The sequence below is a fragment of the Aminobacter niigataensis genome, from assembly GCF_946995915.1.
In the GTDB taxonomy this organism is placed as follows: Bacteria; Pseudomonadota; Alphaproteobacteria; order Rhizobiales; family Rhizobiaceae; genus Aminobacter; species Aminobacter niigataensis.
Window position 1 is genome coordinate 4,100,690 of record NZ_OX341517.1, and the last position, 20,889, is coordinate 4,121,578.

At 65.6% G+C, this 20,889-nt stretch carries 22 protein-coding genes; 8 read left to right on the forward strand and 14 right to left on the reverse strand.

Features of this window, described 5'->3' with window-relative positions; all coding sequences use genetic code 11:
* The first annotated feature begins 95 nt into the window (after positions 1 to 95).
* From O1Y97_RS20000 to O1Y97_RS20010, 3 genes are all read left to right on the forward strand, one after another.
* Entirely contained in the window at positions 96 to 842 is a 747-nt protein-coding gene (locus tag O1Y97_RS20000) for an SDR family NAD(P)-dependent oxidoreductase (RefSeq protein WP_318762128.1), read from the forward strand.
* 121 nt (positions 843 to 963) lie between these two features.
* Complete coding sequence (locus tag O1Y97_RS20005) at positions 964 to 2,730, forward strand: SLC13 family permease (RefSeq protein ID WP_108608716.1); 1,767 nt, start codon at positions 964 to 966, stop codon at positions 2,728 to 2,730.
* Positions 2,731 to 2,813: 83 nt separating this feature from the next.
* Entirely contained in the window at positions 2,814 to 3,437 is a 624-nt protein-coding gene (locus tag O1Y97_RS20010) for a hypothetical protein (RefSeq protein WP_108608717.1), read from the forward strand.
* 16 nt (positions 3,438 to 3,453) lie between these two features.
* On the opposite strand, the gene O1Y97_RS20015 is transcribed toward O1Y97_RS20010, so the two are convergent.
* Positions 3,454 to 3,960 (reverse strand): OsmC family protein, encoded by a 507-nt coding sequence (locus O1Y97_RS20015; protein WP_108609968.1) that lies wholly within the window; start codon positions 3,958 to 3,960, stop codon positions 3,454 to 3,456.
* A gap of 112 nt (positions 3,961 to 4,072) precedes the next feature.
* On the opposite strand from O1Y97_RS20015, the gene O1Y97_RS20020 reads away from it, so the two are divergent.
* The gene (locus O1Y97_RS20020; protein WP_318762129.1) at positions 4,073 to 4,984 is read left to right on the forward strand and encodes a DMT family transporter; all 912 of its coding nucleotides are present in this window, start codon (positions 4,073 to 4,075) and stop codon (positions 4,982 to 4,984) included.
* 234 nt (positions 4,985 to 5,218) lie between these two features.
* Positions 5,219 to 7,438 (forward strand): AMP-binding protein, encoded by a 2,220-nt coding sequence (locus O1Y97_RS20025; protein WP_318762130.1) that lies wholly within the window; start codon positions 5,219 to 5,221, stop codon positions 7,436 to 7,438.
* On the opposite strand, the gene O1Y97_RS20030 is transcribed toward O1Y97_RS20025, so the two are convergent.
* A complete protein-coding gene (locus O1Y97_RS20030; RefSeq protein ID WP_318762131.1) occupies positions 7,435 to 8,286 on the reverse strand; it encodes a CDP-alcohol phosphatidyltransferase family protein in 852 nt (283 codons plus the stop codon). The genes O1Y97_RS20025 and O1Y97_RS20030 overlap by 4 nt on opposite strands.
* Positions 8,286 to 8,984, reverse strand: a complete 699-nt coding sequence (locus tag O1Y97_RS20035; protein ID WP_108608721.1) for a phosphatidylserine decarboxylase — start codon at positions 8,982 to 8,984, stop codon at positions 8,286 to 8,288. Before O1Y97_RS20035 ends, O1Y97_RS20030 begins: the two co-directional genes overlap by 1 nt.
* 148 nt (positions 8,985 to 9,132) lie before the next feature.
* Between O1Y97_RS20035 and O1Y97_RS20040 the strand changes: the two genes are divergently transcribed.
* Both O1Y97_RS20040 and O1Y97_RS20045 read left to right on the forward strand, forming a co-directional pair.
* Complete coding sequence (locus tag O1Y97_RS20040; RefSeq protein WP_318764248.1) at positions 9,133 to 9,594, forward strand: Rrf2 family transcriptional regulator; 462 nt, start codon at positions 9,133 to 9,135, stop codon at positions 9,592 to 9,594.
* Positions 9,584 to 10,513, forward strand: a complete 930-nt coding sequence (locus tag O1Y97_RS20045) for an NAD(P)/FAD-dependent oxidoreductase (RefSeq protein ID WP_318762132.1) — start codon at positions 9,584 to 9,586, stop codon at positions 10,511 to 10,513. The genes O1Y97_RS20040 and O1Y97_RS20045 overlap by 11 nt, the downstream gene beginning before the upstream one ends.
* A gap of 6 nt (positions 10,514 to 10,519) precedes the next feature.
* Here the strand turns inward: O1Y97_RS20045 and O1Y97_RS20050 are convergent, their stop codons facing one another.
* From O1Y97_RS20050 to O1Y97_RS20060, 3 genes are all read right to left on the reverse strand, one after another.
* Positions 10,520 to 12,415, reverse strand: coding sequence for an ABCB family ABC transporter ATP-binding protein/permease (locus O1Y97_RS20050; RefSeq protein WP_108608723.1), 1,896 nt, complete (start codon positions 12,413 to 12,415; stop codon positions 10,520 to 10,522).
* 14 nt (positions 12,416 to 12,429) lie between these two features.
* Complete coding sequence (locus O1Y97_RS20055; RefSeq protein WP_318762133.1) at positions 12,430 to 12,768, reverse strand: ArsR/SmtB family transcription factor; 339 nt, start codon at positions 12,766 to 12,768, stop codon at positions 12,430 to 12,432.
* 70 nt (positions 12,769 to 12,838) lie between these two features.
* A complete protein-coding gene (locus O1Y97_RS20060; RefSeq protein ID WP_318762134.1) occupies positions 12,839 to 14,200 on the reverse strand; it encodes an Ig-like domain-containing protein in 1,362 nt (453 codons plus the stop codon).
* A 109-nt stretch (positions 14,201 to 14,309) separates the two neighbouring features.
* Here O1Y97_RS20060 and O1Y97_RS20065 point away from each other — a divergent pair, with 109 nt between their 5' ends.
* On the forward strand, positions 14,310 to 14,921 hold the full coding sequence (locus tag O1Y97_RS20065; RefSeq protein WP_108608726.1) for an LOG family protein: 612 nt from the start codon (positions 14,310 to 14,312) through the stop codon (positions 14,919 to 14,921).
* 59 nt (positions 14,922 to 14,980) lie between these two features.
* Here the strand turns inward: O1Y97_RS20065 and rarD are convergent, their stop codons facing one another.
* From rarD to O1Y97_RS20105, 8 genes are all read right to left on the reverse strand, one after another.
* The gene (gene rarD / locus O1Y97_RS20070; RefSeq protein WP_183262221.1) at positions 14,981 to 15,889 is read right to left on the reverse strand and encodes an EamA family transporter RarD; all 909 of its coding nucleotides are present in this window, start codon (positions 15,887 to 15,889) and stop codon (positions 14,981 to 14,983) included.
* Between the two features lie 128 nt (positions 15,890 to 16,017).
* Positions 16,018 to 17,640, reverse strand: a complete 1,623-nt coding sequence (cimA, locus tag O1Y97_RS20075; RefSeq protein ID WP_404801206.1) for a citramalate synthase — start codon at positions 17,638 to 17,640, stop codon at positions 16,018 to 16,020.
* On the reverse strand, positions 17,637 to 18,593 hold the full coding sequence (pip, locus tag O1Y97_RS20080) for a prolyl aminopeptidase (RefSeq protein WP_318762136.1): 957 nt from the start codon (positions 18,591 to 18,593) through the stop codon (positions 17,637 to 17,639). The genes cimA and pip overlap by 4 nt, the downstream gene beginning before the upstream one ends.
* Complete coding sequence (locus O1Y97_RS20085; protein ID WP_108608730.1) at positions 18,590 to 19,066, reverse strand: GFA family protein; 477 nt, start codon at positions 19,064 to 19,066, stop codon at positions 18,590 to 18,592. The genes pip and O1Y97_RS20085 overlap by 4 nt, the downstream gene beginning before the upstream one ends.
* Positions 19,063 to 19,539: a GFA family protein gene (locus tag O1Y97_RS20090; protein WP_108608731.1), complete on the reverse strand. Its 477-nt coding sequence runs from the start codon at positions 19,537 to 19,539 to the stop codon at positions 19,063 to 19,065. Before O1Y97_RS20090 ends, O1Y97_RS20085 begins: the two co-directional genes overlap by 4 nt.
* Positions 19,536 to 20,027, reverse strand: coding sequence for a GFA family protein (locus tag O1Y97_RS20095; protein ID WP_318762137.1), 492 nt, complete (start codon positions 20,025 to 20,027; stop codon positions 19,536 to 19,538). Before O1Y97_RS20095 ends, O1Y97_RS20090 begins: the two co-directional genes overlap by 4 nt.
* A 12-nt stretch (positions 20,028 to 20,039) precedes the next feature.
* Entirely contained in the window at positions 20,040 to 20,420 is a 381-nt protein-coding gene (locus O1Y97_RS20100) for a VOC family protein (RefSeq protein WP_183262230.1), read from the reverse strand.
* Positions 20,417 to 20,815, reverse strand: coding sequence for an endonuclease domain-containing protein (locus tag O1Y97_RS20105; RefSeq protein WP_318764249.1), 399 nt, complete (start codon positions 20,813 to 20,815; stop codon positions 20,417 to 20,419). Before O1Y97_RS20105 ends, O1Y97_RS20100 begins: the two co-directional genes overlap by 4 nt.
* Between the last annotated feature and the right edge of the window lie 74 nt (positions 20,816 to 20,889).

Here is a 20,889-nt window from a genome sequence, read left to right on the forward strand (position 1 = left end):
CACATAGTCGACCCTCATTGTGGACTGCGGGGTTTTGTTCGCGGCGAAATCGTCCTATCAGGCAGCGGATCGACAAGTTCGAATTGGGTGCCCGCATGACCACCATTCCCGACCTCTCCGGCCGCATCGCCCTTGTCACCGGCGCCTCGCGCGGCATCGGCTACAACACAGCCAAGCAGCTGGCCGCAGCCGGCGCCCATGTCATTGCGGTTGCGCGCACGGTCGGTGGCCTCGAAGAACTCGACGACGAAATCAAGGCGGCCGGCGGCCAGGCGACACTGGTCCCGCTCGACCTGACCGACATGGCCGGCATCGACCGGCTCGGCGGCTCGATCCACGAACGCTGGGGCAAGCTCGACATCCTGGTGGCGAACGCCGCCGTTCTCGGCGTCATCGCCCCCATCGGCCACGTCGAAGCCAAGGTCTTCGACAAGGTGATGGCGGTCAACGTGACGGGCACCTGGCGGCTGATCCGCTCGGTCGATCCGCTGCTGCGCCACTCCGACGCCGGCCGCGCCGTCGTCGTCACCTCCAACGCCGCGCATTCCGCACGCGCCTTCTGGGCGCCATACGCCGCCTCCAAGGCTGCGGCCGAGACGCTGATGCGCTCGTGGGCCGACGAGACCCGCAACCTGAAGCTGCGCGTCAACGCCTTCGACCCGGGTCGCACCCGCACGGCGATGCGCGCCCAGGCGGTGCCGGGCGAAAACCCTGAAACACTGCCGCATCCCTCCGAGGTCGCAGCCCACATCCTGCCGATGGTCGACCCTGCCCTCACCCAGACCGGCCTGATCTACCAGGCCCGCGAACAGCGCTGGGTCTCCTACCAGCAGCCAGCCTGAACATCTTCTGCCGACCGGCCCGGCACCTGCCGCTTCGGGGCCTGCCTGCCCCGACAAAGCAACGATACCACCGCTGCCGCGTTGACCATCGCGATCCGACGAATGTGGGGACATCGACCGCATGACCACAGACCAGATGATGTCCCTCGCCGTCATCGTGCTGATGATGGCGGCGTTCATCTGGGGTCGGTTCCGTTATGATCTGGTCGCCTGCGGCGCCCTGATCGTCGCCGTTGCGGCCAGCATCGTTCCGCAGGCCAAGGCATTCAGCGGCTTTGGCGACGACATCGTCATCATCGTCGGCTCGGCGCTCCTGGTCAGTGCCGGCGTCGCCCGCTCGGGCATCATGGAATATGCCATCCAGCGCTTCGCTCCCGATGTCTCCAGCGTCAGGGCGCAACTGGCGTTGCTGGTCATCGTCGTCACGGTACTGTCCGCCTTCGTCAAGAACATCGGTGCGCTGGCGATCATGATCCCGATCGCTTTCCAGTTCGCTCGCCGCTCCAATGTTTCGCCCTCGGTGTTCCTGATGCCGATGGCGTTCGGCTCGCTGCTCGGCGGCCTGATGACGCTGATCGGCACCTCGCCCAACATCGTCGTCTCGCGCGTGCGCCAGGAGATGACCGGCGAGGCCTTCTCGATGTTCGACTTCACCCCGGTGGGTGCGGCCCTTGCCGCCGCCGGCATCGTCTTCCTGGTGCTGTTCTACTGGCTGCTGCCCAGCCGCACGCGCGCCTCGGCCTCCATCCACGAGGCGATCGACATCAACAACTACGTCACCGAAGCCCGGATCGTCGCCGACTCCGCCGTCGCCGGCAAATCGCTGGGCGATCTGCTGAAGCTCGGTGGCAGCCGCGCTGTCGTCACCTCGATCCTGCGGTCGCGCGCGCTGCACGTCACGCCGTTTCCCGATGTGATCCTGCGCGAAGGCGACATCCTCCTGATCGAGGGCGCCCCCGACGTGCTGGACCGCATGGTGGCGCAGGCCAAGCTCAGCGTCACCGGCAGCCGCGATTCCGCCGGTGGCAAGCATGCCGCCGCGGCCGTCGAAGCAGTCATCGGCGAGAATTCGAGCCTGATCGGCGGGTCGGCCCAAAGGCTGGCGCTCTACGACCGTTTCAACGTCAACCTGCTGGCTGTCAGCCGCAAGGGCGAGCGCATCCAGGAGCGGCTCGGTGCAGTCACGTTGCGCATGGGCGACGTGGTGGTTCTCCAGGGCAATCCGCAGACCCTGCCGGAGATCCTGCGCGAACTCGGCTGCCTGCCGCTGGCGGAGCGGTCGATCCTCCTCGGCAGCGTCCGCCGCGGCATCGTTCCGCTGGCAATCCTGATCGCAGCGATGGCGGCGACCGCCCTGGGCCTGCTGCCTGTCCCGCTGGCTTTCTTCTCGGCTGCCGTCGCCATGGTCCTGTTCCGTGTCATCCCGCTGCGCGAGGTCTATGGCGCAATCGACGGGCCGATCCTGGTCATGCTGGCAGCTCTCATTCCTGTCAGCGATTCCTTGCGGCGGACGGGCGCCACCGACGTCATTTCGGCCTGGCTCGCCGAGTTCGCCGCTGGGTTGCCGGCTGCAGGAGCACTGACCCTCATCATGGTCGTGGCGATGGCGGTCACGCCGTTCCTCAACAATGCCGCGACCGTGCTTGTCGTCGCCCCCATTGCCGCGGGCTTCGCCAGTTCGCTCGGCTACCAGCCGGAAGCATTCCTGATGGCAGTCGCCATCGGCGCGGGCTGCGACTTCCTCACACCGATCGGCCACCAGTGCAACACGCTGGTGATGGGACCGGGCGGCTACAAATTCTCCGACTATCCTCGCCTCGGGCTGCCACTGTCATTGCTGGTCATCCTGGTAGCGGTGCCGATGCTAATCCTCGTCTGGCCGATGTAGGCGACACGCAAGCGTGATTGGCCGTTGATTTCGGCCCGCCCTAGCTTTGCGCGTCTATCGGTAAAGTTTGGGAGGAACGATCGATGAAACGCATCCTCATCCTGTCCGCGGCACTGTGCTCCGGCCTTCTCACCGCCAGCGCCCAGGACAACACGATGAGCTTTTTCGTGACCAGCGCCGGCCTAGGCAAGGGCGCAAATCTCGGCGGCCTCGCAGGCGCCGACGCGCATTGCCAGAGCCTCGCCGAAGCTGCCGGCTCGACCGGCAAGACCTGGCATGCCTATCTCTCGACCAGCGACACCGACGCCAAGGATCGCATCGGCAGCGGCCCATGGTCGAATGCCAAGGGCCAGAAGATCGCCGACGATGTCGCCTCGCTGCACAGCGACGCCAACAACATCAACAAGGAAACCGCGCTCGACGAGAAGGGCAACGCCGTCAACGGCCGCGGTGACCAGCCCAACAAGCACGACATCCTGACCGGGTCGATGCCTGACGGCACCAAGGCCGCCGACCAGTCCTGCAACAACTGGACCAGCGACGGCGAAGGCGTCGCCATGATGGGGCATCACGACCGCATGGGGCTCGACGATTCGGCGGCCGCGAAGTCCTGGAATTCCTCGCATGCCTCGCGCGGCGGCTGCGGCCAGGAAGCGCTGAAGGGCACCGGCGGCGACGGCCTGTTCTACTGCTTCGCCACCAACTGAGCGGCCTGCATCACCCCTAACGTTCGGCCGATACCGAAAGGTCCGGCCGAACGTTCAACGTCTGGAATACGACGCAGTAACGCTCGGTCAGCTTGATCAGCGCGTCGATCCGGTCCTGCGGCTCGTCCGTATCGAGCTTGAAGGCCAGCCTGATGGCACGAAAGCCAACCGGCGCGTCCTTGGCGACACCGAGCGTGCCGCGAAAGTCGAGATCGCCCTCGGCCGAGACCCTGGCTTCGCCGAGCCTGAACTCCAACGCCGTGGCAACCGCCTTCAAGGTCACTCCGGCACAGGCGACCAGCGCTTCCAGCAGCATATCACCGGAACACAACTCCATGCCGCTGCCACCGGTCGCCGGGTGCAGGCCGGCGGTCACGATCGCCCTGCCCGTATCAACCTTGCAGGCAATCGACTGGTCGTCGACGGCACCGGCGGCCCGCAGCGTGATCAGCCCCCGCCCAGCATCCTCGCGATAGGCGTCCTTCAGCGGCGCCTGCAGCGCCTTCAGTCCCGCGGCATCCATGATCTTCTCCCGGCAAACCATGGCGATCCTAGCATAGGTAAGGTGCCTTGGCTCATGACAGCAGGCTGGCAGGAGCGATGCGATAGACTAAGCTTCTCTTGCAGGAGACGGCATGGCCACCGACATCATCGACGGCGCATCGGAACACAGGCTCGGCATGTTGCTTGTCACGCTGTCCGCGGCGGTTTTCGGCCTGTCCGGCATCCTCACCAAATCGATCGACGCCGATCCCCTGACGATCACCTCGTGGCGCGGACTGGCCGGCGGGCTGCTGATCACTGCTTATGTCCTCTGGCGCCGCCGCGACGGCCATGGCGAAAGCCTCGATCTCGGCTGGCAAGGCTGGATGCTTGCCATAGTGGGGACATTCGCCAGCATCGCCTTCATTGCCGCCTTCAAGAACACCTACGTCGCCAATGTCGTGGTCATCTACGCGACAGTGCCGTTCGTCGTCGCATTGCTCGCCTGGCTGATCATCGGTGAGGTCTTTCGCCGCCAGACGGCAGTTGCAGCAGCGGTCTGCCTCGTCGGCGTCGCCGTCATGGTTTGGTCCGGGCTTGGCGGCGGCCACGCCTTCGGCGACATGCTGGCGCTGCTGATGACCTTCACATTCGCGCTCTACGCGACCCTCGTCCGCCGCTTTCGCAACACATCGGTGGTGTTGGCCGGCGCCGTTTCGGCTTTCCTGGGTATCTTTCCGGCCTGGTTCGTCACCGACCCGCTGGCCGTGCCAAGCCAGGACATAGCTGTGCTCGCCATTTTCGGCCTTACCTTCGCCCTCGCGGTGGTGCTGTGGACCGAAGGCGCGCGCCGCATTCCGGCTGCCGAAGCAGGGCTGCTCGGCACCGCCGAAGTGCCGTTCGGCATCTTCTTCGCCTGGCTGTTCCTGGCCGAGTTGCCGCCGGTCGCCAGCCTCGCCGGCGGTGCCATCGTGCTGGCGGCCGTCTTCTGGCATGCCTGGCGTGACTGGGCCGGCACCCGGGCTGTAGCCACCGCGCTGGCCAACGGCGAAAAAGAATCGTAAAAAACCTGAACGGGGCGGAACCAAATCGCGGGGTCGGCGTTATTGGCCTCAGGACGGGTTGCCCCATCCCCCCATCCCCTCCACCCGTCCCTTTGCTTTAAGCCGGTCGCAAGACCGGCTTTTTCCTGTCCTGAACCCCAGGGGATGGCGGGAACGATGCGCATTGACGTGGCGTCGGCATCGTCTAGTTTCAGTGCGCGCGGTTGGGGGGTCGCGCGCATTGGGAGGTGCGGCATGGTCCTGGCCAGTGCGATTCTGCTCGGTCTTGTCGCGGCATGGATGCTTGCCGCAGGCTACCTGACGTATACGCTCGGCATCCGCTTCCGCCAGGCGCTGCTCTATCTACCGCTCAAGCTGGTGTGGCGCGTCCACGACAAGGCCATACGCCAGGCGCGGGATTCAGAAACGCCGGTCATCTATGTCGTGTCGCATCAGTCCCGACTCGAACCGGCGCTGATGCTGTCCCTGCTGCCGGAGCAGACGCTGCACATCCTCGACGATGCCTCCGCCCGCGCCTTCTGGCTCGAGCCGTGGCGCGAGCTTGGCCGCACCATCGCCTTCAACGCCGAACATGTCTTCGTCAGCCGTCGCCTGGTGCGCGTGCTGCGCGGCAAGGGCCGCCTCGCCGTCTACCTGCCCGACACCGTCGAGCCAGACGTCAAGTCGTTCCGCCTGTTCCGCGCCGTCGCCCGCATCGCCATGCAGGCCGACGCCCGGATCGTGCCGATCTTCGTCAGCGGCGCGCGCCACCTGCCGTTTTCGCTGACACCGGCCGAACGCGCGCCACGCGCCTGGTTCCCACGCCTCCGGATCGCAGCGCTTGCGCCCATGACCATGGCCGAACTGCTCCAGCGCGCCGGTTACTCGCAGACCACCACCGCCAATGCCCTGTTCGACCGCTTTGCCGAAGCGCGGCTCGCCGGCACCGATCTCGACCGGGGCTTGTTCCACGCCGTGTGCGATGCCGCCGGCCGCTACGGCGCCTCGCGCCTGATCGTCGAGGACGTCGTCAGCGGCGCGCTCAGCTACCGCAAGCTCCTGACCGGCGCCCGCGTGCTGGGCAGACGCCTCGAGGGCATGAGCGGCCCGGGCGAAGCGGTCGGCATACTGTTGCCCAATGCCAATGGCGTGGTGCTGACCATGCTCGGTCTCATCTCGGCAGGGCGCGTGGCCGCTATGGTCAACTACACCGCCGGCGCCACCAATGTCGCCTCGGCGGTGAAGACGGCTGCCATCAAGACAATCGTCTCGTCGCGCGCCTTCATCCAGAAGGCCGACCTCGCCGACATCGTCGCGGCCGCCGAGCAGGCCGGCGCGCGGATGATCTGGCTGGAAGAGCTGCGCGACAGCATCACGACCTTCGAAAAGGCCGCCGCGGCCGCTCAATGGCGGCGCCCGCTGCAACCCCAGGTCGCCTCCAGGCCGGCCGTCATCCTGTTTACCTCGGGCTCCGAAGGCATGCCCAAGGCCGTGGTGCTCTCGCACCGCAACCTGGTCGCCAACGCCATGCAGGCCGAGGCCCGCATTGCCATCTCGCCGGCCGACAAGCTGTTCAACGTGCTGCCGGTCTTCCACTCCTTCGGCCTCACCGGCGGCACCATCCTGCCGCTGATCACCGGGGTGCGGCTGTTCCTCTACCCCTCGCCGTTGCACTACAAGCTCATCCCGGACGTCGCGCGCAAGATTCGCCCGACCATCATGTTCGGGACCGACACCTTCCTTGCCGCCTATGCCCGGACTGCCGAGGATGGCGATTTCTCCAGCCTGCGTTTCGTCGTGGCCGGCGCCGAGCCGGTACGGCCGGAAACACGGCGCGTCTGGCGCGAGCGATTCGGCGCCGAGATCGTCGAAGGCTTCGGCCTGACCGAGGCAGCGCCGGTGGTGGCCGTCAATACGGCGACTCATGGCCGCGACGGCACGGTGGGACGCCTCTTGCCCGGCATGCGCATGCGGCTCGAAGAGGTCGAAGGCGTCAGCGAAGGCGGGCGGCTCTGGCTCAACGGCCCCAATCTGATGATGGGATACATGACCGCCGACCGGCCGGGCGAGTTGCAGCCACTCGAAGGCTGGCACGACAGCGGCGACATCGTCTCGGTCGACCGCGAGGGCTTCGTCACCATCCGCGGCCGGGCCAAGCGTTTCGCCAAGATCGCCGGCGAGATGGTCTCGCTCGGCGCCGTCGAGATGCTGGTGCAGGCACTGTGGCCGGAGGAGCGCCACGCCGCCGTTGCCGTTCCCGACAAGCGCAAGGGCGAGCGCATCGTGCTCGTCACCACCGCCGGCAATGCCGATCCCGAAACCTTGCGCCTTTACGGCAAGCAGGCCGGGGCCGCCGACCTGATGGTCCCGCACGACATCATCAAGGTGCGCGAGATCCCGGTGCTCGGCTCCGGCAAGACCGACTATGTCGCCGCGCGCCACATGGCCATCGAGCGACTGGGGCTGGCAGCCTAGCTTGCCGGCTTGGTCTCGTCCGAGACGTCGGTTGTCTCAGCCTCGGCTGTGGCAGCCACAGCCTTCTCACCCTCGATCCTCGCCCGTCGGGCATAGGCACTGGCGCTCAGCGGCAGGAAGATCAGGTAGCCGATCACCGACGCTGTCAGCGTCTGCCAGGGATAGACGGTCAGAAGCAGCACGTAGAATACCGCAACCAGCATGACGGGCAGCAGGTACTCCCTGCGAATGCTCAGCTTCTTGCCGGAATAGACAGGCAGCCGGCTGACCAGCAGGAAGGCGACGAGGATGGCGAAGCCGGTGGCGACATAGGCCACCGTGCGCGTGCCCTCGAGGCCGAGGAAGCCGAGATACATCGGCAGCATCAAGGTGATGGCCCCGACCGGCGCAGGAACGCCGACGAAATACTCGGCCTGCCATGCCGGGCGATCGAGGTCTTCGTCGAGCACGTTGAAGCGCGCCAGCCTCAGGCCCATGGCGATGGCGAAAAGCAACGTCGCGATCCAGCCCAGGGATCCGGCCTTGTCGAGCAGGTAGGCATAGAGCACCAGTGCCGGAACGACACCGAAATTGACGATGTCGGCGAGCGAATCCATCTGCGCGCCGAACCTCGAGGTCGCCTTCAGCATGCGCGCCAGACGGCCATCGATGCCGTCGAGGAAGGCTGCCAGCAGCACCATCACCACGGCCGGTTCAAACCGGTCCTGGAAGGCGAGCCGAATGCCGGAAAGCCCAGCGCAGATCGCCAGCACGGTGATGAGGTTGGGCAGCACCATGCGCAGCGGAATTTCGCGGATGCGCGGTCCGCCGCTGCCATGTGGTTCGAAGGGCTTGAACGGCGCCACCATCAGGAGACCCGCACCAGCGGTGCGTGGCTGGCGCCGCCGAATTCGGCGAGGATGGTTTCGCCAGCCACCGCGGTCTGGCCGACGGCGACGCGCGGAACAGCTGCCGCTGGCAGGAACACATCGACGCGCGAGCCGAAGCGGATCAGGCCGAAACGCTCGCCCACCGCGATGTTGCCACCGACATCGGCCCAGCAGACGATGCGCCGCGCCACGAGGCCGGCGATCTGGACTGCGGCGACCTGGCCATTGGGGCTGTCGATGACGACGCCGTTGCGTTCGTTTTCCTGGCTTGCCTTGTCGAGCTCGGCGTTGAGGAATTTGCCCGGACGGTGCTCGATGCGGACGATCTTGCCGCGCACCGGTGCGCGGTTCACGTGGACGGAGAAGACATTCATGAACACCGAGATGCGCGTCATCTCGGCATTGCCGAGACCGAGTTCGCGCGGCGGCACGGCCGGGCCGACGGCCGAAACCACGCCGTCGGCGGGGCTGACCACGAGCTTGTCGTCAACAGGGGTCACGCGCTCGGGGTCGCGGTAGAAATAGGCGCACCAGGCGGTGAGAATCGCCCCGATCCAGAACAGCGACGTCGAGAAGAAGCCCAGCAGGACGGCGACCGCCGCGAATCCGGCAATGAAGGGATACCCCTCGCGATGGACCGGAACGAAGGCGTTGCGGATCGTGTCGGCTATGCTCATGAAAGGGGTGGCCGTTGCTGTTGAAGTCCCGGAGTGCTTACCGGAAAGCTCTGGCCGCCGCAACGCGACATTGCCGGCCGGTGACCGGGTGCGCGAGGGGCAGCACTGCCGGCTTGATCTCCAGATATTTCGTAACTATAAAAGTTACATGAAACACGACAGCCGCCTTTCCGCGACATTGCATGCCCTGCTTCACATGGCAGATCACGGCAAGCCGATGACATCGGACCATCTCGCCTTGTGCCTGCGCACCAATCCGGTGGTCGTGCGCCGGACGATGGCCGGCCTGCGGGAGGCCGGTTTCGTGACGTCGGAGCGGGGCCATGGCGGCGGCTGGACGCTTGTGCGCGACCTCGCCTCGGTCAGCCTGCGCGACATCCACCTGGCATTGGGCGAACCGGTGCTGCTGCCGCTCAGCCCAGCCACCGAAAACCCAGGCTGCCTGGTCGAACAGGCGGTCAATCACGCACTCGACGACACCTTCCGCGAGGCGCAGGCCCTGCTGCTCGAACGGTTCGGGCAGATACGGCTCAGCGATCTCGCCGCCGATTTCAGCCGCCGGATGGCGGACCACGCACAACATGCAAAAGGAAATCACGATGCAGCATGACGCCATCATCGTCGGCGGCAGCTTTGCCGGCCTCGCCGGAGCACTGGTCCTGGCCCGTACCCGCAGGCGGGTGCTGGTGATCGACGCCGGCATGCCGCGCAACCGCTTCGCCGCCCGTTCACACGGCGTGCTCGGGCATGACGGTCGCGCCGGTGGCGAGCTCCTCGCAGAGGCCAGGGCGCAGTTTCTAGCCTATCCATCCGCCTCGCTCGTCTCCGGCGAGGCAGTCGCAGCCGAGACGACGGAAGAAGGCATCGCGGTCAGGCTTGCCGACGGGACGCTGCATCAGGGCCGACGCATGCTCATCGCGACGGGTGTGCGCGACGACCTGCCGGCCATTCCCGGCCTCGCCGAGCGCTGGGGCGAGACGGTGCTGCACTGCCCGTATTGCCACGCCTATGAAATCGGCGGCGGGCCGATCGGCGTGCTCGCCACCACTGCACTTTCCCATCACCAGGCATCGCTTCTGGCCGACTGGGGCGACACGACCTACTTTGCCAGCGCGAACTTCCCGCTCGACGAAGCCACCGCCGCGCTGCTGTCCGCCCGCAACGTCCGGATCGAGGACACGCCTTTCACGGCGGTCGAAGGCTCCGCCCCTGGGATCGACGGTGTGCGCCTTGCCGACGGCAGGCTGGTGCCGGTCAAGGCCCTGTTCATCGGAGCGCCCTTGCGCATGGCCAGTCCGCTGGCGCAACAGATCGGCTGCGCGTTCGACGATACGCGCCTTGGCGTCAAGATCCGCACCGACGGCTTCAAGCAGACGACGGTCCGCAACGTCTTTGCAGCGGGCGATGCTGCCACCGAAATGCACAACATCACGCTTGCTTCGGCGGATGGCGTCTTTGCAGCGCTTTCCATCCACCGTTCACTGATCGAAGAGGACGCAGCAACGTCGCTGAACGCAACAGCTGCCTGACCGGTATCAGGCCCCGTCGGTGACCTCCGGAGTGCGGCGGCGCACGACGACGCCGAGCTCGTCGCCCTCGCGGGCCTGGCGCAGCCGTTCCTCGGCTTCCGTCGCTTCGCGCTGGCGATCCCACATCGAGGCGTAGAGGCCGCGCTTGCCGAGCAATTCGGCATGGGTGCCGCGCTCGGCGATGCTGCCGTCGGCCAGCACGATGATCTCGTCCGCTGAAATGACCGTCGACAGGCGGTGCGCGATGACCAACGTCGTGCGGCCCTTGCTGACCAGGTCGAGCGCGCTCTGGATTTCCTGCTCGGTCTGGGTGTCCAGCGCTGACGTCGCCTCGTCCAGCATCAGGATCGGCGGCGCCTTGAGGATGGTGCGGGCAATCGCCACGCGCTGCTTTTCACCGCCTGAGAGCTTCAGGCCACGCTCGCCGACCATCGCTTTGTAGCCGTCGGGCAGGCGCTGGATGAAACCCGCGATCTGCGCCAGTTCGGCCGCCTTGCGCACATCCTCCTCGTCGGCGTTCACGCGGCCGTAGCGGATATTGTAGGCAATGGTGTCGTTGAACAGCACGGTGTCCTGCGGCACCATGCCGATCGCGCCGCGCAGGCTCTCCTGGCTGACGTCGCGAATGTCCTGGCCGTCGATCAGGATCGCGCCCTGCTGGATGTCGTAGAAGCGGAACAGCAGCCTGGAGATCGTCGACTTGCCGGCGCCCGAAGGGCCGACGATCGCCACCGTCTTGCCGGCCGGAACCTCGAAGCTGACGCCCTTGAGGATCTGCCGGTTGGGATCATAGGCAAAATGCACGTCGCGGAACTCGATCCGGCCGGTTCCGATCTCCAGCGCCCGGGCGCCCGGCTTGTCGACCACCTCCTGCGCGACGTCGAGCAGGTCGAACATCTGCTCGATGTCGGTCAGGCCCTGGCGGATTTCTCGATAGATGAAGCCGATGAAGTTGAGCGGCACCGAAAGCTGCATCAGCATGGCGTTGATGAAGACGAAATCACCCACGGTCTGGGTGCCGGCCATGACCTCCATTGCCGACATGGCCATGACGATGGTCATGCCGATGCCGAAGATGACGCCCTGGCCGAAGTTCAGCCAGCCGAGCGACGTCCAGATGCGGGTTGCCGCCGTTTCGTAGCGCGCCATCGAGCGGTCGAAGCGCTCGGCCTCCATGGCCTCGTTGTTGAAGTACTTCACCGTCTCGAAATTGAGCAGCGAGTCGATCGCCTTGGTGTTGGCGTCGGTGTCGGAATCGTTCATCTCGCGGCGGATGCCGATGCGCCAGTCGCTCGCCCGCACCGTGAACCAGGTGTAGATCCAGACGGTGGCGGCCACGACCGCCACATATTTCCAGCCATAAGCGAAGCCGAAGATGCCGGCCGTCAGCGCGAATTCCAGCACCGTCGGCGCGGTGTTCAGGATGGTGAAACGGACGATGGTCTCGATGCCTTTGGTGCCGCGCTCGATGATGCGCGACAGCCCGCCGGTGCGGCGCTCGAGATGGAAACGCAGCGACAGCTGGTGCATGTGCACGAAAGTGCGGTGCGCTAGCTGCCGCACCGCATATTGCCCGACGCGGGCAAACAGTGCGTCGCGCAGCTGATTGAAGCCGAGCTGGACGATGCGGACGACATTGTAGGCAACCACCAGCATCACCGGCGCCACCAGGAACGCCGGCAGCGGCAACGGCGAGCGCTGGTCGCCGGCCAGCGCATCGGTCGCCCATTTGAAGAAATAGGGCCCGGCCACCAGCGTCAGCTTGGCAACGACCAGAAACACGGTCGCCCAGACGACACGCGCCCTGAGATCGGGCCGGTCCTCCGGCCACATATAGGGCCAAAGGTTCCTGATCGTGCTGAAAGTCGAGCCGCGTTCGGCGGAGACGGTCTTGTTAGCCACTGTTCTTGCCTTGATTAGATGTCCGCGCCTTCACCGGCGCAGCAGGATTCGACGAGCGCCGAGACGGATGCGGAAACGGCGGCCAGGGCCGCCTGGTCGATCTGATAGCGCGAGCGTTGGCGCTCCGGCGCATAGCGGACCAGTCCCGCCTCGACGAGGATTTTCAGGTGTTGCGAAACCGTCGATTGCGCAAGGTCGAGATGCTCGACCACTTCCTTGCAGCAGCACGACCTGCCGCCGCCCAGCCGCTGCAGGATTTCAAGCCGTGCCGGATGCGAGAGGGCGGCAAGCTTGTGCGCCACATCCTCGACGGATGGTGCGCGGCAGTTCTGCTTGGCGGAGAATGATTTCATCGTTCATCGACGATAGACGATGAATGCATTCCGCGCAACCCGAGTGGGGTGAGATGCCGTGCCCGAAGTCCTATGGTTTGGGCGTCGGCATCGCCTGCTCGCCCATGGCGTCCATGTTGGCGGCCTCGCCCTCCTTGGACTTTTCCGGGACGCGGAACACCTGCCCCGGCCAGATGCGGTCGGGATCGCGGATCTGGTCCTGATTGGCGAGATAGATGTTCGAATAGCGCACGCCATGGCCGTAGACGCGGCGCGAGATCCGCCACAGGGAATCGCCGCGTCGGATGATCACGGCGCCGTTGACCGCCTCCAGCTTGGGGGCTGTCGCCTCGGGCGCTGCCGGTGCGGCGGCGACATCGGCGGGTTTTGCTTCAGATGCCGCTGGCGCGGCCGGCGTTTCGGCCGTTGACGGCGTCGACGCGTCAGACTTGGCCTCGGGCTGCTGTGCCGCCGGCTGCTGGACCGGTTCCTGCGGCGCAACGGCTGCAATCGACTCACCCGGCTCGCGCTGGAACGGGACAGCAGCGCGTGCAGCCACCTTGACGCCATCCGGCTCGAGCGCGTCGACGCGGATGATGTAGTCGCCCACGGGCAGTTCGCGCTCCGCCTCGATCAGGAAGCGCCCGTCCGGCGAGGTCTGCGTTTCGCCAATGAGAATCTCGTTGGCATAGGCGCGCACCTTGCGGCCGGCATCGGCGGCACCGGCGATGAAGATCTTCTTGCCCTCGATCTCGACCGCCTCGACCACCACCTTTGCCTGAGAGGCCGGTGCGTCCGATTTGGCCGGTGCCGCTTGCGGCGCGGTCTGTGCTTCGGTCGTCGTCGCGGGCGCGTTGGCGGACTGTTCGGCCGTGGGCAGCTTTGCCGGCGCCTCGGCAGGCTTGGGCACGGTGATCAGTTCCGCCGGCTTGCCCGGCTCCTCCACCAGCGCCAGCACCTGGCCGCCCGGCTCGGAGGGCACGGACACCACGGCCGTCTCGGTCGACGTCGCCACGACATTGTCGGGCGCAGTGGCACGCAGCACGATCTGGTAGTCGCCAGGCTTCAGCGGCTTGTCCAGCACGACGGCGAAATCACCGTCGGCGCCGGCCACAGCCGCGCCGATCACCTGCGAACCGGTCACGATCTCGACCTTGGAACCACCCGCAGCCTTGCCGGCGATCACGACAGCGCCATTGTCCTCGACACGCACGACATCGAAGGAAGGTGCTACGACCGCCGGAGCAGCGGGCGCCGCCGCCTCGGCTGACGGCTTTGCCGGTTCGGCGGGCTTGTCGGCGGCTGGCGCCGTCGAGTTCGGCGCCGGCAACGAGGCTATCGCAGCCGGCGGCGCTAGATAGGGATCGAGCGCGCCCGACACATACGCAACCGTGGCTGCCGCGGCCGAGCCGCCGGCTGCCAATAGGAATATCTTCAACGGATTAATCGCCATATTTCCCTGCCCCTAGCCGCGCAACGGGTCTACCTTGTTTTGCCGGCAGCGACAAGAAAAAGCCCGTGCGGGCTTGACCCTGCCAGCAGACGCAATACCCAATCAGGCCATGAACAAGATTCGATCCATTTGCGTCTATTGCGGCTCCTCGCCGGGCCGCGACGAAGTCTACATAAAGGCTGGCCATCTGCTCGGCCACTCGATCGCCAAGGCCGGCCTGCGGCTGGTCTATGGCGGCGGCACCAAAGGCATCATGGGTGCGGTCGCCGATGGCGCGCTGCGCGCCGGCGGCAAGGTCACCGGCATCATCCCGCGCTTCCTGATGAACAAGGAAGCGACCGAAACCGCGCTGACCAGGCTCGACGAAACCGTCATCACCGACAACATGCACGAGCGCAAGCACCTTATGTTCGAGAAATCGGACGCATTCGTGGCGCTGCCGGGCGGCATCGGCACGGTCGAGGAGATCGTCGAGATCATGACCTGGGCGCAGCTCGGCCATCATCGCAAGCCGATCGTCTTTGCCAACGTCAAAGGCTTCTGGGATCCGATGCTGGCGCTGCTCGACCACATGAAGGCCGAGGGCTTCGTGCACACCTCGCATCTGGTCCAGCCGCTGGTGATCGACGAGCCGGAGGCCGTGGTCTCGGCCATCCTGGTCGCGGCCGGCAGCGATTCCACGCCCACCGAGGGCGTGCAGTCGCTCATCGACAAGATGTGACCTTAAGGATCAATCCCGGAGGCTGCGGCCTGCCGCTGGCAGGCCGCCTCACCTGAACCTCAGCCGTTCTTCGCCCGTTCGGAGAACATCGACCAGGTATAGATCGCCAGCGCCACCCAGATCAGCGCGAAGGCAACGGCACGTTCGCTCGAGAACGGCTCCTTGAAGATGAAGATGGCGATGACGAAGATCATCGTCGGCGCGATGTACTGCATGATGCCGATGGTCGACATCGTCAGCAGCTTGGCGCCGTTGGCAAACAGGATCAGCGGCACGGCGGTGACGACACCACAGCCCAGCATGAGCCAGACGTCGGTCATGCCGGTGGTGCCGAAATGGCCGACGCCGGTCGACTGCAGGTAGAAGATGTAGCCGAGCGCCGGCAGGCCGAGGATGAGCACTTCGAGGAAGAAGCCCTGGGCCGGGCCGATCGGCAGCGTCTTCTTGAACAAGGCGTAGAAGCCCCAGGAAAGCGCCAGCACGATCGACACCCAGGGCAAGCCGCCGGTTTCCCAGGTCAGCAGGGCCACGGCAACCACGGCGAGTGCAATCGCCAGCATCTGCGCCCGCGTCAGCCTCTCGCCCAGAACGACGGCGCCGAGAAAGATGCTGAACAGCGGATTGATGTAGTAGCCGAGCGCGGTTTCCAGTGCGCGGTCGTTGCCGATCGCCCAGACATAGACGCCCCAGTTGATGGTGATCAGCGCCGCTGTCAGCGTGCCCATCGCGAGCGTCCGCGGCGTGCGCAGCGCCTGCCTGATGTCGGAGGTGCGACCCAGCCACCACAGCAGGAGGGCTGCGATGGGGATCGACCAGGTGATGCGGTGGGCGATCACCTCGGGCGTCGGGATATGCGCCACAGCCTTCATGTAGAAAGGCAAGACACCCCACATCAGATAGGCCGAGAGGGCAAAAAGGAAGCCACGCGTGGCTTCGTCGCGAGAAATCGCAGGCGTGTTCGTGCTCATGGCGCGAACCTATGCGCCCGCCTGCCCGGCCATGCCATTTCAAAATTCTGATGGTCCATCCGCTTTTCGTTGATGGATCAATCGATCGGGCCAGTCGCCTTGGCTGGCCCAATCATGGCAAGCAACCCCTACTCCGCTGCCACCAGCCCCGCCATGTCGCGGTTTTTCATCAGCTTGTAGATGATCGAATCCATCAGCGCCTGGAACGAAGCGTCGATGATGTTGGTCGACACCCCGACGGTCCACCAGCGCGCGCCGGTGCTGTCATGCGACTCGATCAGGACGCGGGTTATCGCCTCGGTGCCGCCATTGAGGATACGCACCTTGTAGTCCGCCAGCTCCAGGTCGCCGATCTCGTGCTGGAACTTGCCGAGGTCCTTGCGCAGGGCGATGTCGAGCGCGTTGACGGGGCCGTCGCCTTCGGCCACCGACATCTTCTCCTCGCCATCGACCATCACCTTCACCACCGCTTCCGACACGGTCTTGAGGTTGCCGTTGGCGTCGAAACGCCGTTCGACCAGGCAGCGGAACGAGGTCACGCGGAAGAAATCCGGCACCGTGTGCAGCATGCTGCGCGCCAGGAGCTCGAAGCTGGCGTCGGCGCCCTCATAGGCATAACCCTCGGCCTCGCGTTCCTTGACCACCGAAATCAGCGCGTCCAGCCGTCCGTCGTCCCTGGGCACGTCGATGCCGCGGCGCTTCAGCTCGGCGATGAAGTTGGCCTTGCCGCCCTGGTCCGACACCATCACCTTGCGCCGGTTGCCGACGGCTTCCGGCGGCACGTGTTCGTAGGTCTTGGGCTCCTTGGCGATCGCCGAGGCGTGGATACCGGCCTTGGTGGCAAAGGCGGAGGCGCCGACATAGGGCGACTGCGCCTCAGGCGCGCGGTTGAGCAATTCGTCGAATGCGCGCGAAAGCCGCGAGATGCCTGCCAACGCCTCTTCCGAAACGCCTGTCTCGAAACGCCCGGCGAAATGCGGCTTCAGCGCCAGCGTCGGGATGATGGTGATCAGGTTGGCGTTGCCGCAGCGCTCGCCGATGCCGTTGATGGTGCCTTGCACTTGGCGCACGCCGGCCTCGATGGCGGCCAGCGAATTGGCCACCGCCTGGCCGGTGTCGTCATGGGCATGGATGCCAAGATTGGCGCCGGGAATGCCGGATGCGATGACCTTGGCCACGATCTCGCGCACCTCCGACGGCTGGGTGCCGCCATTGGTGTCGCACAGCACCACCCAGCGCGCGCCGGCCTCATAGGCAGTGCGGGCGCAGGCCAGCGCGTAGTCAGGATTGGCCTTGAAGCCGTCGAAGAAGTGCTCGCAGTCGACCATCGGCTCCTTGCCGGCGTCGCGCGCCGCCTCGACCGAGGCGCGGATCGATTCGAGGTTCTCCTCGTTGGTGACCCCGAGCGCGACGCGGACGTGGTAATCCCAGCTCTTGGCGACGTAGCAGATGCCGTCCGACCTGGCTTGCAGCAGCGTGGCGAGGCCCGGGTCGTTGGAGGTCGACACCCCCGCCCGCTTGGTCATGCCGAAGGCGACGAATTTCGCCCGCCGCGTCCGCTTTTCGGCAAAGAAGGCCGTGTCGGTCGGGTTGGCACCGGGATAGCCGCCCTCGACATAGTCGAGCCCGAACTCGTCGAGCATGGCGGCGATCGCGATCTTGTCCTCGACGGAGAAGTCGATGCCCGGCGTCTGCTGGCCGTCGCGCAGCGTCGTGTCGAAGAGATAGATGCGTTCGCGTGCCATTGTCATTTCCCTGCGAACCTGTCGGTCGCCCGGACCAACTGGTTCAATATGCCCGGTTCCGAAAATGCATGCCCGGCGCCTTCGATGAGGTGGAATTCGGCCTGCGGCCAGGCCTTGTGCAGCGCCCAGGCATATTTCGCCGGGCACGGCATGTCGTAGCGCCCATGGACGATGACGCCAGGAATGTCGCGCAGCTTGTGGGCGTCGCGGATCAGTTGTCCTTCGTCCATCCAGCCGGCATGTACGAAATAATGGTTCTCGATGCGGGCGAAGGCCACAGCGAAATCGTCCTCGCCGAACTTGCCGCTGGTTTCGGGGTCGGGCAGCAGCGTGATCGTCTCGCCTTCCCACAGGCTCCAGGCAAGGGCTGCCTCCACCTTGGCCTTGTGGTCGTCGCCGACGAGGCGCTTGCGATAGGCACCCATCATGTCGCCGCGCTCGGCCTCCGGAATCGGGGCAACGAAGCGCTCCCACTTGTCGGGAAACATCTCGGAAACGCCGAACTGATAGTACCATTCGAGCTCGGCGCGGGTCAGCGTGTAGATGCCGCGCACCACGAGCTCACTGACGCGGTCGGGGTGGGTTTCGGCATAGGCGAGCGCCAGCGTCGAGCCCCAGGAACCGCCGAACACCTGCCATTTGTCGAAACCGGCCATCTCTCGCAGCCGCTCGATGTCGGCGACAAGGTGCCAGGTCGTGTTGGCTTCAAGGGAGGCGTTGGGCACGGACTTGCCGCAGCCGCGCTGGTCGAACAGCATGATGTCGTAGAGTTTTGGGTCGAACAGCCGGCGATGCTTCGGCGAGGTCGCCCCGCCCGGGCCGCCGTGCAGGAACACCACCGGCTTGGCGCCCCTGGTGCCGGAGCGTTCCCAGTAGATCTGGTGGCCGTCGCCGACATCCAGCATGCCGCTGTCGAAGGGCTCGATCTCGGGATAGAGGCCGCGCAGTTCGTCGCTCATAGTTTCAGCCCATGCTCCGGCCAGTTGGCCGTTTCCTCGTCTGGGTGCTGGAAGGAGATGATCTGCTCCTGCCGCCGGTAATAGTCGGGATTGTCATGTGGCGGCGCGGCGAAGATCGCCTCGACCCAGGGCAGGCGCGCGCCATGGTTGATCTGGACAGTTGGCGCGAGATCGGAACGATCGTCGAACGTGCCGATAGCGATCTCGAGTTCGCCCGGCTGGCGATAGGTCATCGGTGTGCCGCAGCGTTGGCAGAAACCCCGGGCGATGTTGACCGACGACTGGAAATAGCTCGGTTCCTCGCGGATCCACTCGATGCCATCAACCGGAACCGCAACGAAAGCGCCGAAGAAAGAGCCGAACTGCTTCTGGCACATGCGGCAATGGCAGATCGAGGTGCGCCCCAGCGCGCCGCGGATGCGAAAACGCACGGCGCCGCACTGGCAGCCGCCTGATCTAACAGTCTCGGTCATGACCTATTCTCCGGTGGCCATTGTTCAGTGTCGTGGTCGGGGTGCTGGTGGTTCGATGGCGCGATCGCGGCGTACCAGGACGTCTCGTCCGCCGACGGCTCGACCGCATCCAGTTCGCCGAACCAGGGCATCTTGGCTGCGGGTCCGCACTGGAATTCCGGCTTGACCGACGCCGGCTCGTCGAGCGAGCCGAGCACCACGTTGATCGTATCGCGGTCGACAACGTCGAACAGCAGCGGCGTGCCGCAATCGCGGCAGAAGCCGCGGCGCACGATGTCTGACGACTGGAACCAGCCGACCTCGCCGCGCGTGACGGCAAACTTGGCCTTGGCAGTGCGCGCCAGCGGCAGGAAATAGTTGCCGGAAGCCTTCTGGCACATGCGGCAATGGCAGATATGCGCATTCTCCAGCGCCTGGGCGATACGATAGCGCACGGCCCCGCACTGGCAGCCCCCCGTCGTCGCAGCGTTCATGTGCGCCCCTCCGGCGGCCAGCTGTCGGTGTCATGGTCGGGATGCTGGTAGGAGACGATGTCATTGACGAAGTCGGCCGCATCAGGGTCGTCCTCGGTCGAATAGCCCGGCAATTCATGGACATGGTCGACATAGGGCAGCTTTCCCTCGAGGCCCCACTGCACGTTCGGCGCGATCTCCTCCGGCTCGTCGAAAGCGGCGATCGCGAGGGCCACCCCGTCAGGGGACTCGTAGCTCAACGGCGTGCCACACTCGCCGCAGAAGCCGCGATAGGCAAAGTTCGACGAGCGGAATTTCTTCGGCTCACCGCGCGTCCAGGTGAGTTTTGCCTGCCGCACCGACACCAGAGGCGCGTAGAAATTGCCGAACGCCTTCTGGCACATGCGGCAATGGCAGACCGAGGCGTCGCCGAGAGCGCCTTCGATGTGAAAGCGCACGGCGCCGCACTGGCAGCCGCCGGAATAGACAGGCCGGTTGTCGAGGCTCATGGCAACGTTCCCTCAGGCCGGGGCATGGCACACCGCCTCGATGTTATTGCCATCGGGATCGAATACGAAGGCAGCGTAGTAATCGGGATGGTAATGCGGCCGCGGACCCGGTCCGCCATTGTCCCGGCCACCGGCGGCGATCGCGGCGGCATAGAAAGCGTCGACCTCGGCCCGGCTGCGGGCCGTGAAGGCATAGTGCCGTCCCGGCCCAGCTGGCGCCTCGTGCAGCCAGAACACCGGCCGCTCGCGCCCATAGCCGCCGACCTTGACGCCACCGGTGTGTTCGCCCGGCACCATCATCAGCAGGGAAGCGCCGAGCGGAGCGAACGCCTTGTCGTAGAAGGCCTTTGCCGTGTCGAAATCCGTTACCGAAATGCCCGTGTGGTCGATCATTGCACGAACTCCTCCTTCATGCCGACGGCCGTTCCGTCCTGGCCGGCCGAGATCACGACATGGTGGCAGACATTGTCGATATCGCGAAGCACGTCGTCGTTCCAGAACCGGAGCATGGTCCAGCCGTCGTCTTCCAGGCATCGTGTGCGAATGGCATCCACTGCAACGCCTACGTCGGCAGCGTGCTGCGATCCGTCCACTTCAACGATGAGCTTCTTTTCAGGACAGGCGAAATCAACGATGTAGCCGGCAATGGGAAACTGGCGGCGAAAGCCGAGCCCCATCAATCGATGCGCTCGCAGTTCATTCCAGAGCTTGAGTTCGGCGTCGGTCATCTTGCGACGCATCGACTTGGCGTTTCTACGGTTGGCGTGCGCGACCGGCGTGTGTGGCATCAACAATGCCCTCCCGGCGAGGCTGGCGTCCTACGTTGCCCCCCTCTGTCCTGCCGGACATCTCCCCCACGAGG

Excerpts from the sequence above, each read along its gene's own strand:
- O1Y97_RS20000 (WP_318762128.1), top strand. The coding sequence starts at position 96 with ATGACCACCATTCCCGACCTCTCCGGCCGCATCGCCCTTGTCACCGGC.
- O1Y97_RS20005 (WP_108608716.1), top strand. The coding sequence starts at position 964 with ATGACCACAGACCAGATGATGTCCCTCGCCGTCATCGTGCTGATGATG.
- O1Y97_RS20010 (WP_108608717.1), top strand. The coding sequence starts at position 2,814 with ATGAAACGCATCCTCATCCTGTCCGCGGCACTGTGCTCCGGCCTTCTC.
- O1Y97_RS20015 (WP_108609968.1), bottom strand. The coding sequence starts at position 3,960 with ATGGATGCCGCGGGACTGAAGGCGCTGCAGGCGCCGCTGAAGGACGCC.
- O1Y97_RS20020 (WP_318762129.1), top strand. The coding sequence starts at position 4,073 with ATGGCCACCGACATCATCGACGGCGCATCGGAACACAGGCTCGGCATG.
- O1Y97_RS20025 (WP_318762130.1), top strand. The coding sequence starts at position 5,219 with ATGGTCCTGGCCAGTGCGATTCTGCTCGGTCTTGTCGCGGCATGGATG.
- O1Y97_RS20030 (WP_318762131.1), bottom strand. The coding sequence starts at position 8,286 with ATGGTGGCGCCGTTCAAGCCCTTCGAACCACATGGCAGCGGCGGACCG.
- O1Y97_RS20035 (WP_108608721.1), bottom strand. The coding sequence starts at position 8,984 with ATGAGCATAGCCGACACGATCCGCAACGCCTTCGTTCCGGTCCATCGC.
- O1Y97_RS20040 (WP_318764248.1), top strand. The coding sequence starts at position 9,133 with ATGAAACACGACAGCCGCCTTTCCGCGACATTGCATGCCCTGCTTCAC.
- O1Y97_RS20045 (WP_318762132.1), top strand. The coding sequence starts at position 9,584 with ATGCAGCATGACGCCATCATCGTCGGCGGCAGCTTTGCCGGCCTCGCC.
- O1Y97_RS20055 (WP_318762133.1), bottom strand. The coding sequence starts at position 12,768 with ATGAAATCATTCTCCGCCAAGCAGAACTGCCGCGCACCATCCGTCGAG.
- O1Y97_RS20060 (WP_318762134.1), bottom strand. The coding sequence starts at position 14,200 with ATGGCGATTAATCCGTTGAAGATATTCCTATTGGCAGCCGGCGGCTCG.
- O1Y97_RS20065 (WP_108608726.1), top strand. The coding sequence starts at position 14,310 with ATGAACAAGATTCGATCCATTTGCGTCTATTGCGGCTCCTCGCCGGGC.
- rarD (WP_183262221.1), bottom strand. The coding sequence starts at position 15,889 with ATGAGCACGAACACGCCTGCGATTTCTCGCGACGAAGCCACGCGTGGC.
- cimA (WP_404801206.1), bottom strand. The coding sequence starts at position 17,640 with ATGACAATGGCACGCGAACGCATCTATCTCTTCGACACGACGCTGCGC.
- pip (WP_318762136.1), bottom strand. The coding sequence starts at position 18,593 with ATGAGCGACGAACTGCGCGGCCTCTATCCCGAGATCGAGCCCTTCGAC.
- O1Y97_RS20085 (WP_108608730.1), bottom strand. The coding sequence starts at position 19,066 with ATGACCGAGACTGTTAGATCAGGCGGCTGCCAGTGCGGCGCCGTGCGT.
- O1Y97_RS20090 (WP_108608731.1), bottom strand. The coding sequence starts at position 19,539 with ATGAACGCTGCGACGACGGGGGGCTGCCAGTGCGGGGCCGTGCGCTAT.
- O1Y97_RS20095 (WP_318762137.1), bottom strand. The coding sequence starts at position 20,027 with ATGAGCCTCGACAACCGGCCTGTCTATTCCGGCGGCTGCCAGTGCGGC.
- O1Y97_RS20100 (WP_183262230.1), bottom strand. The coding sequence starts at position 20,420 with ATGATCGACCACACGGGCATTTCGGTAACGGATTTCGACACGGCAAAG.
- O1Y97_RS20105 (WP_318764249.1), bottom strand. The coding sequence starts at position 20,815 with ATGCCACACACGCCGGTCGCGCACGCCAACCGTAGAAACGCCAAGTCG.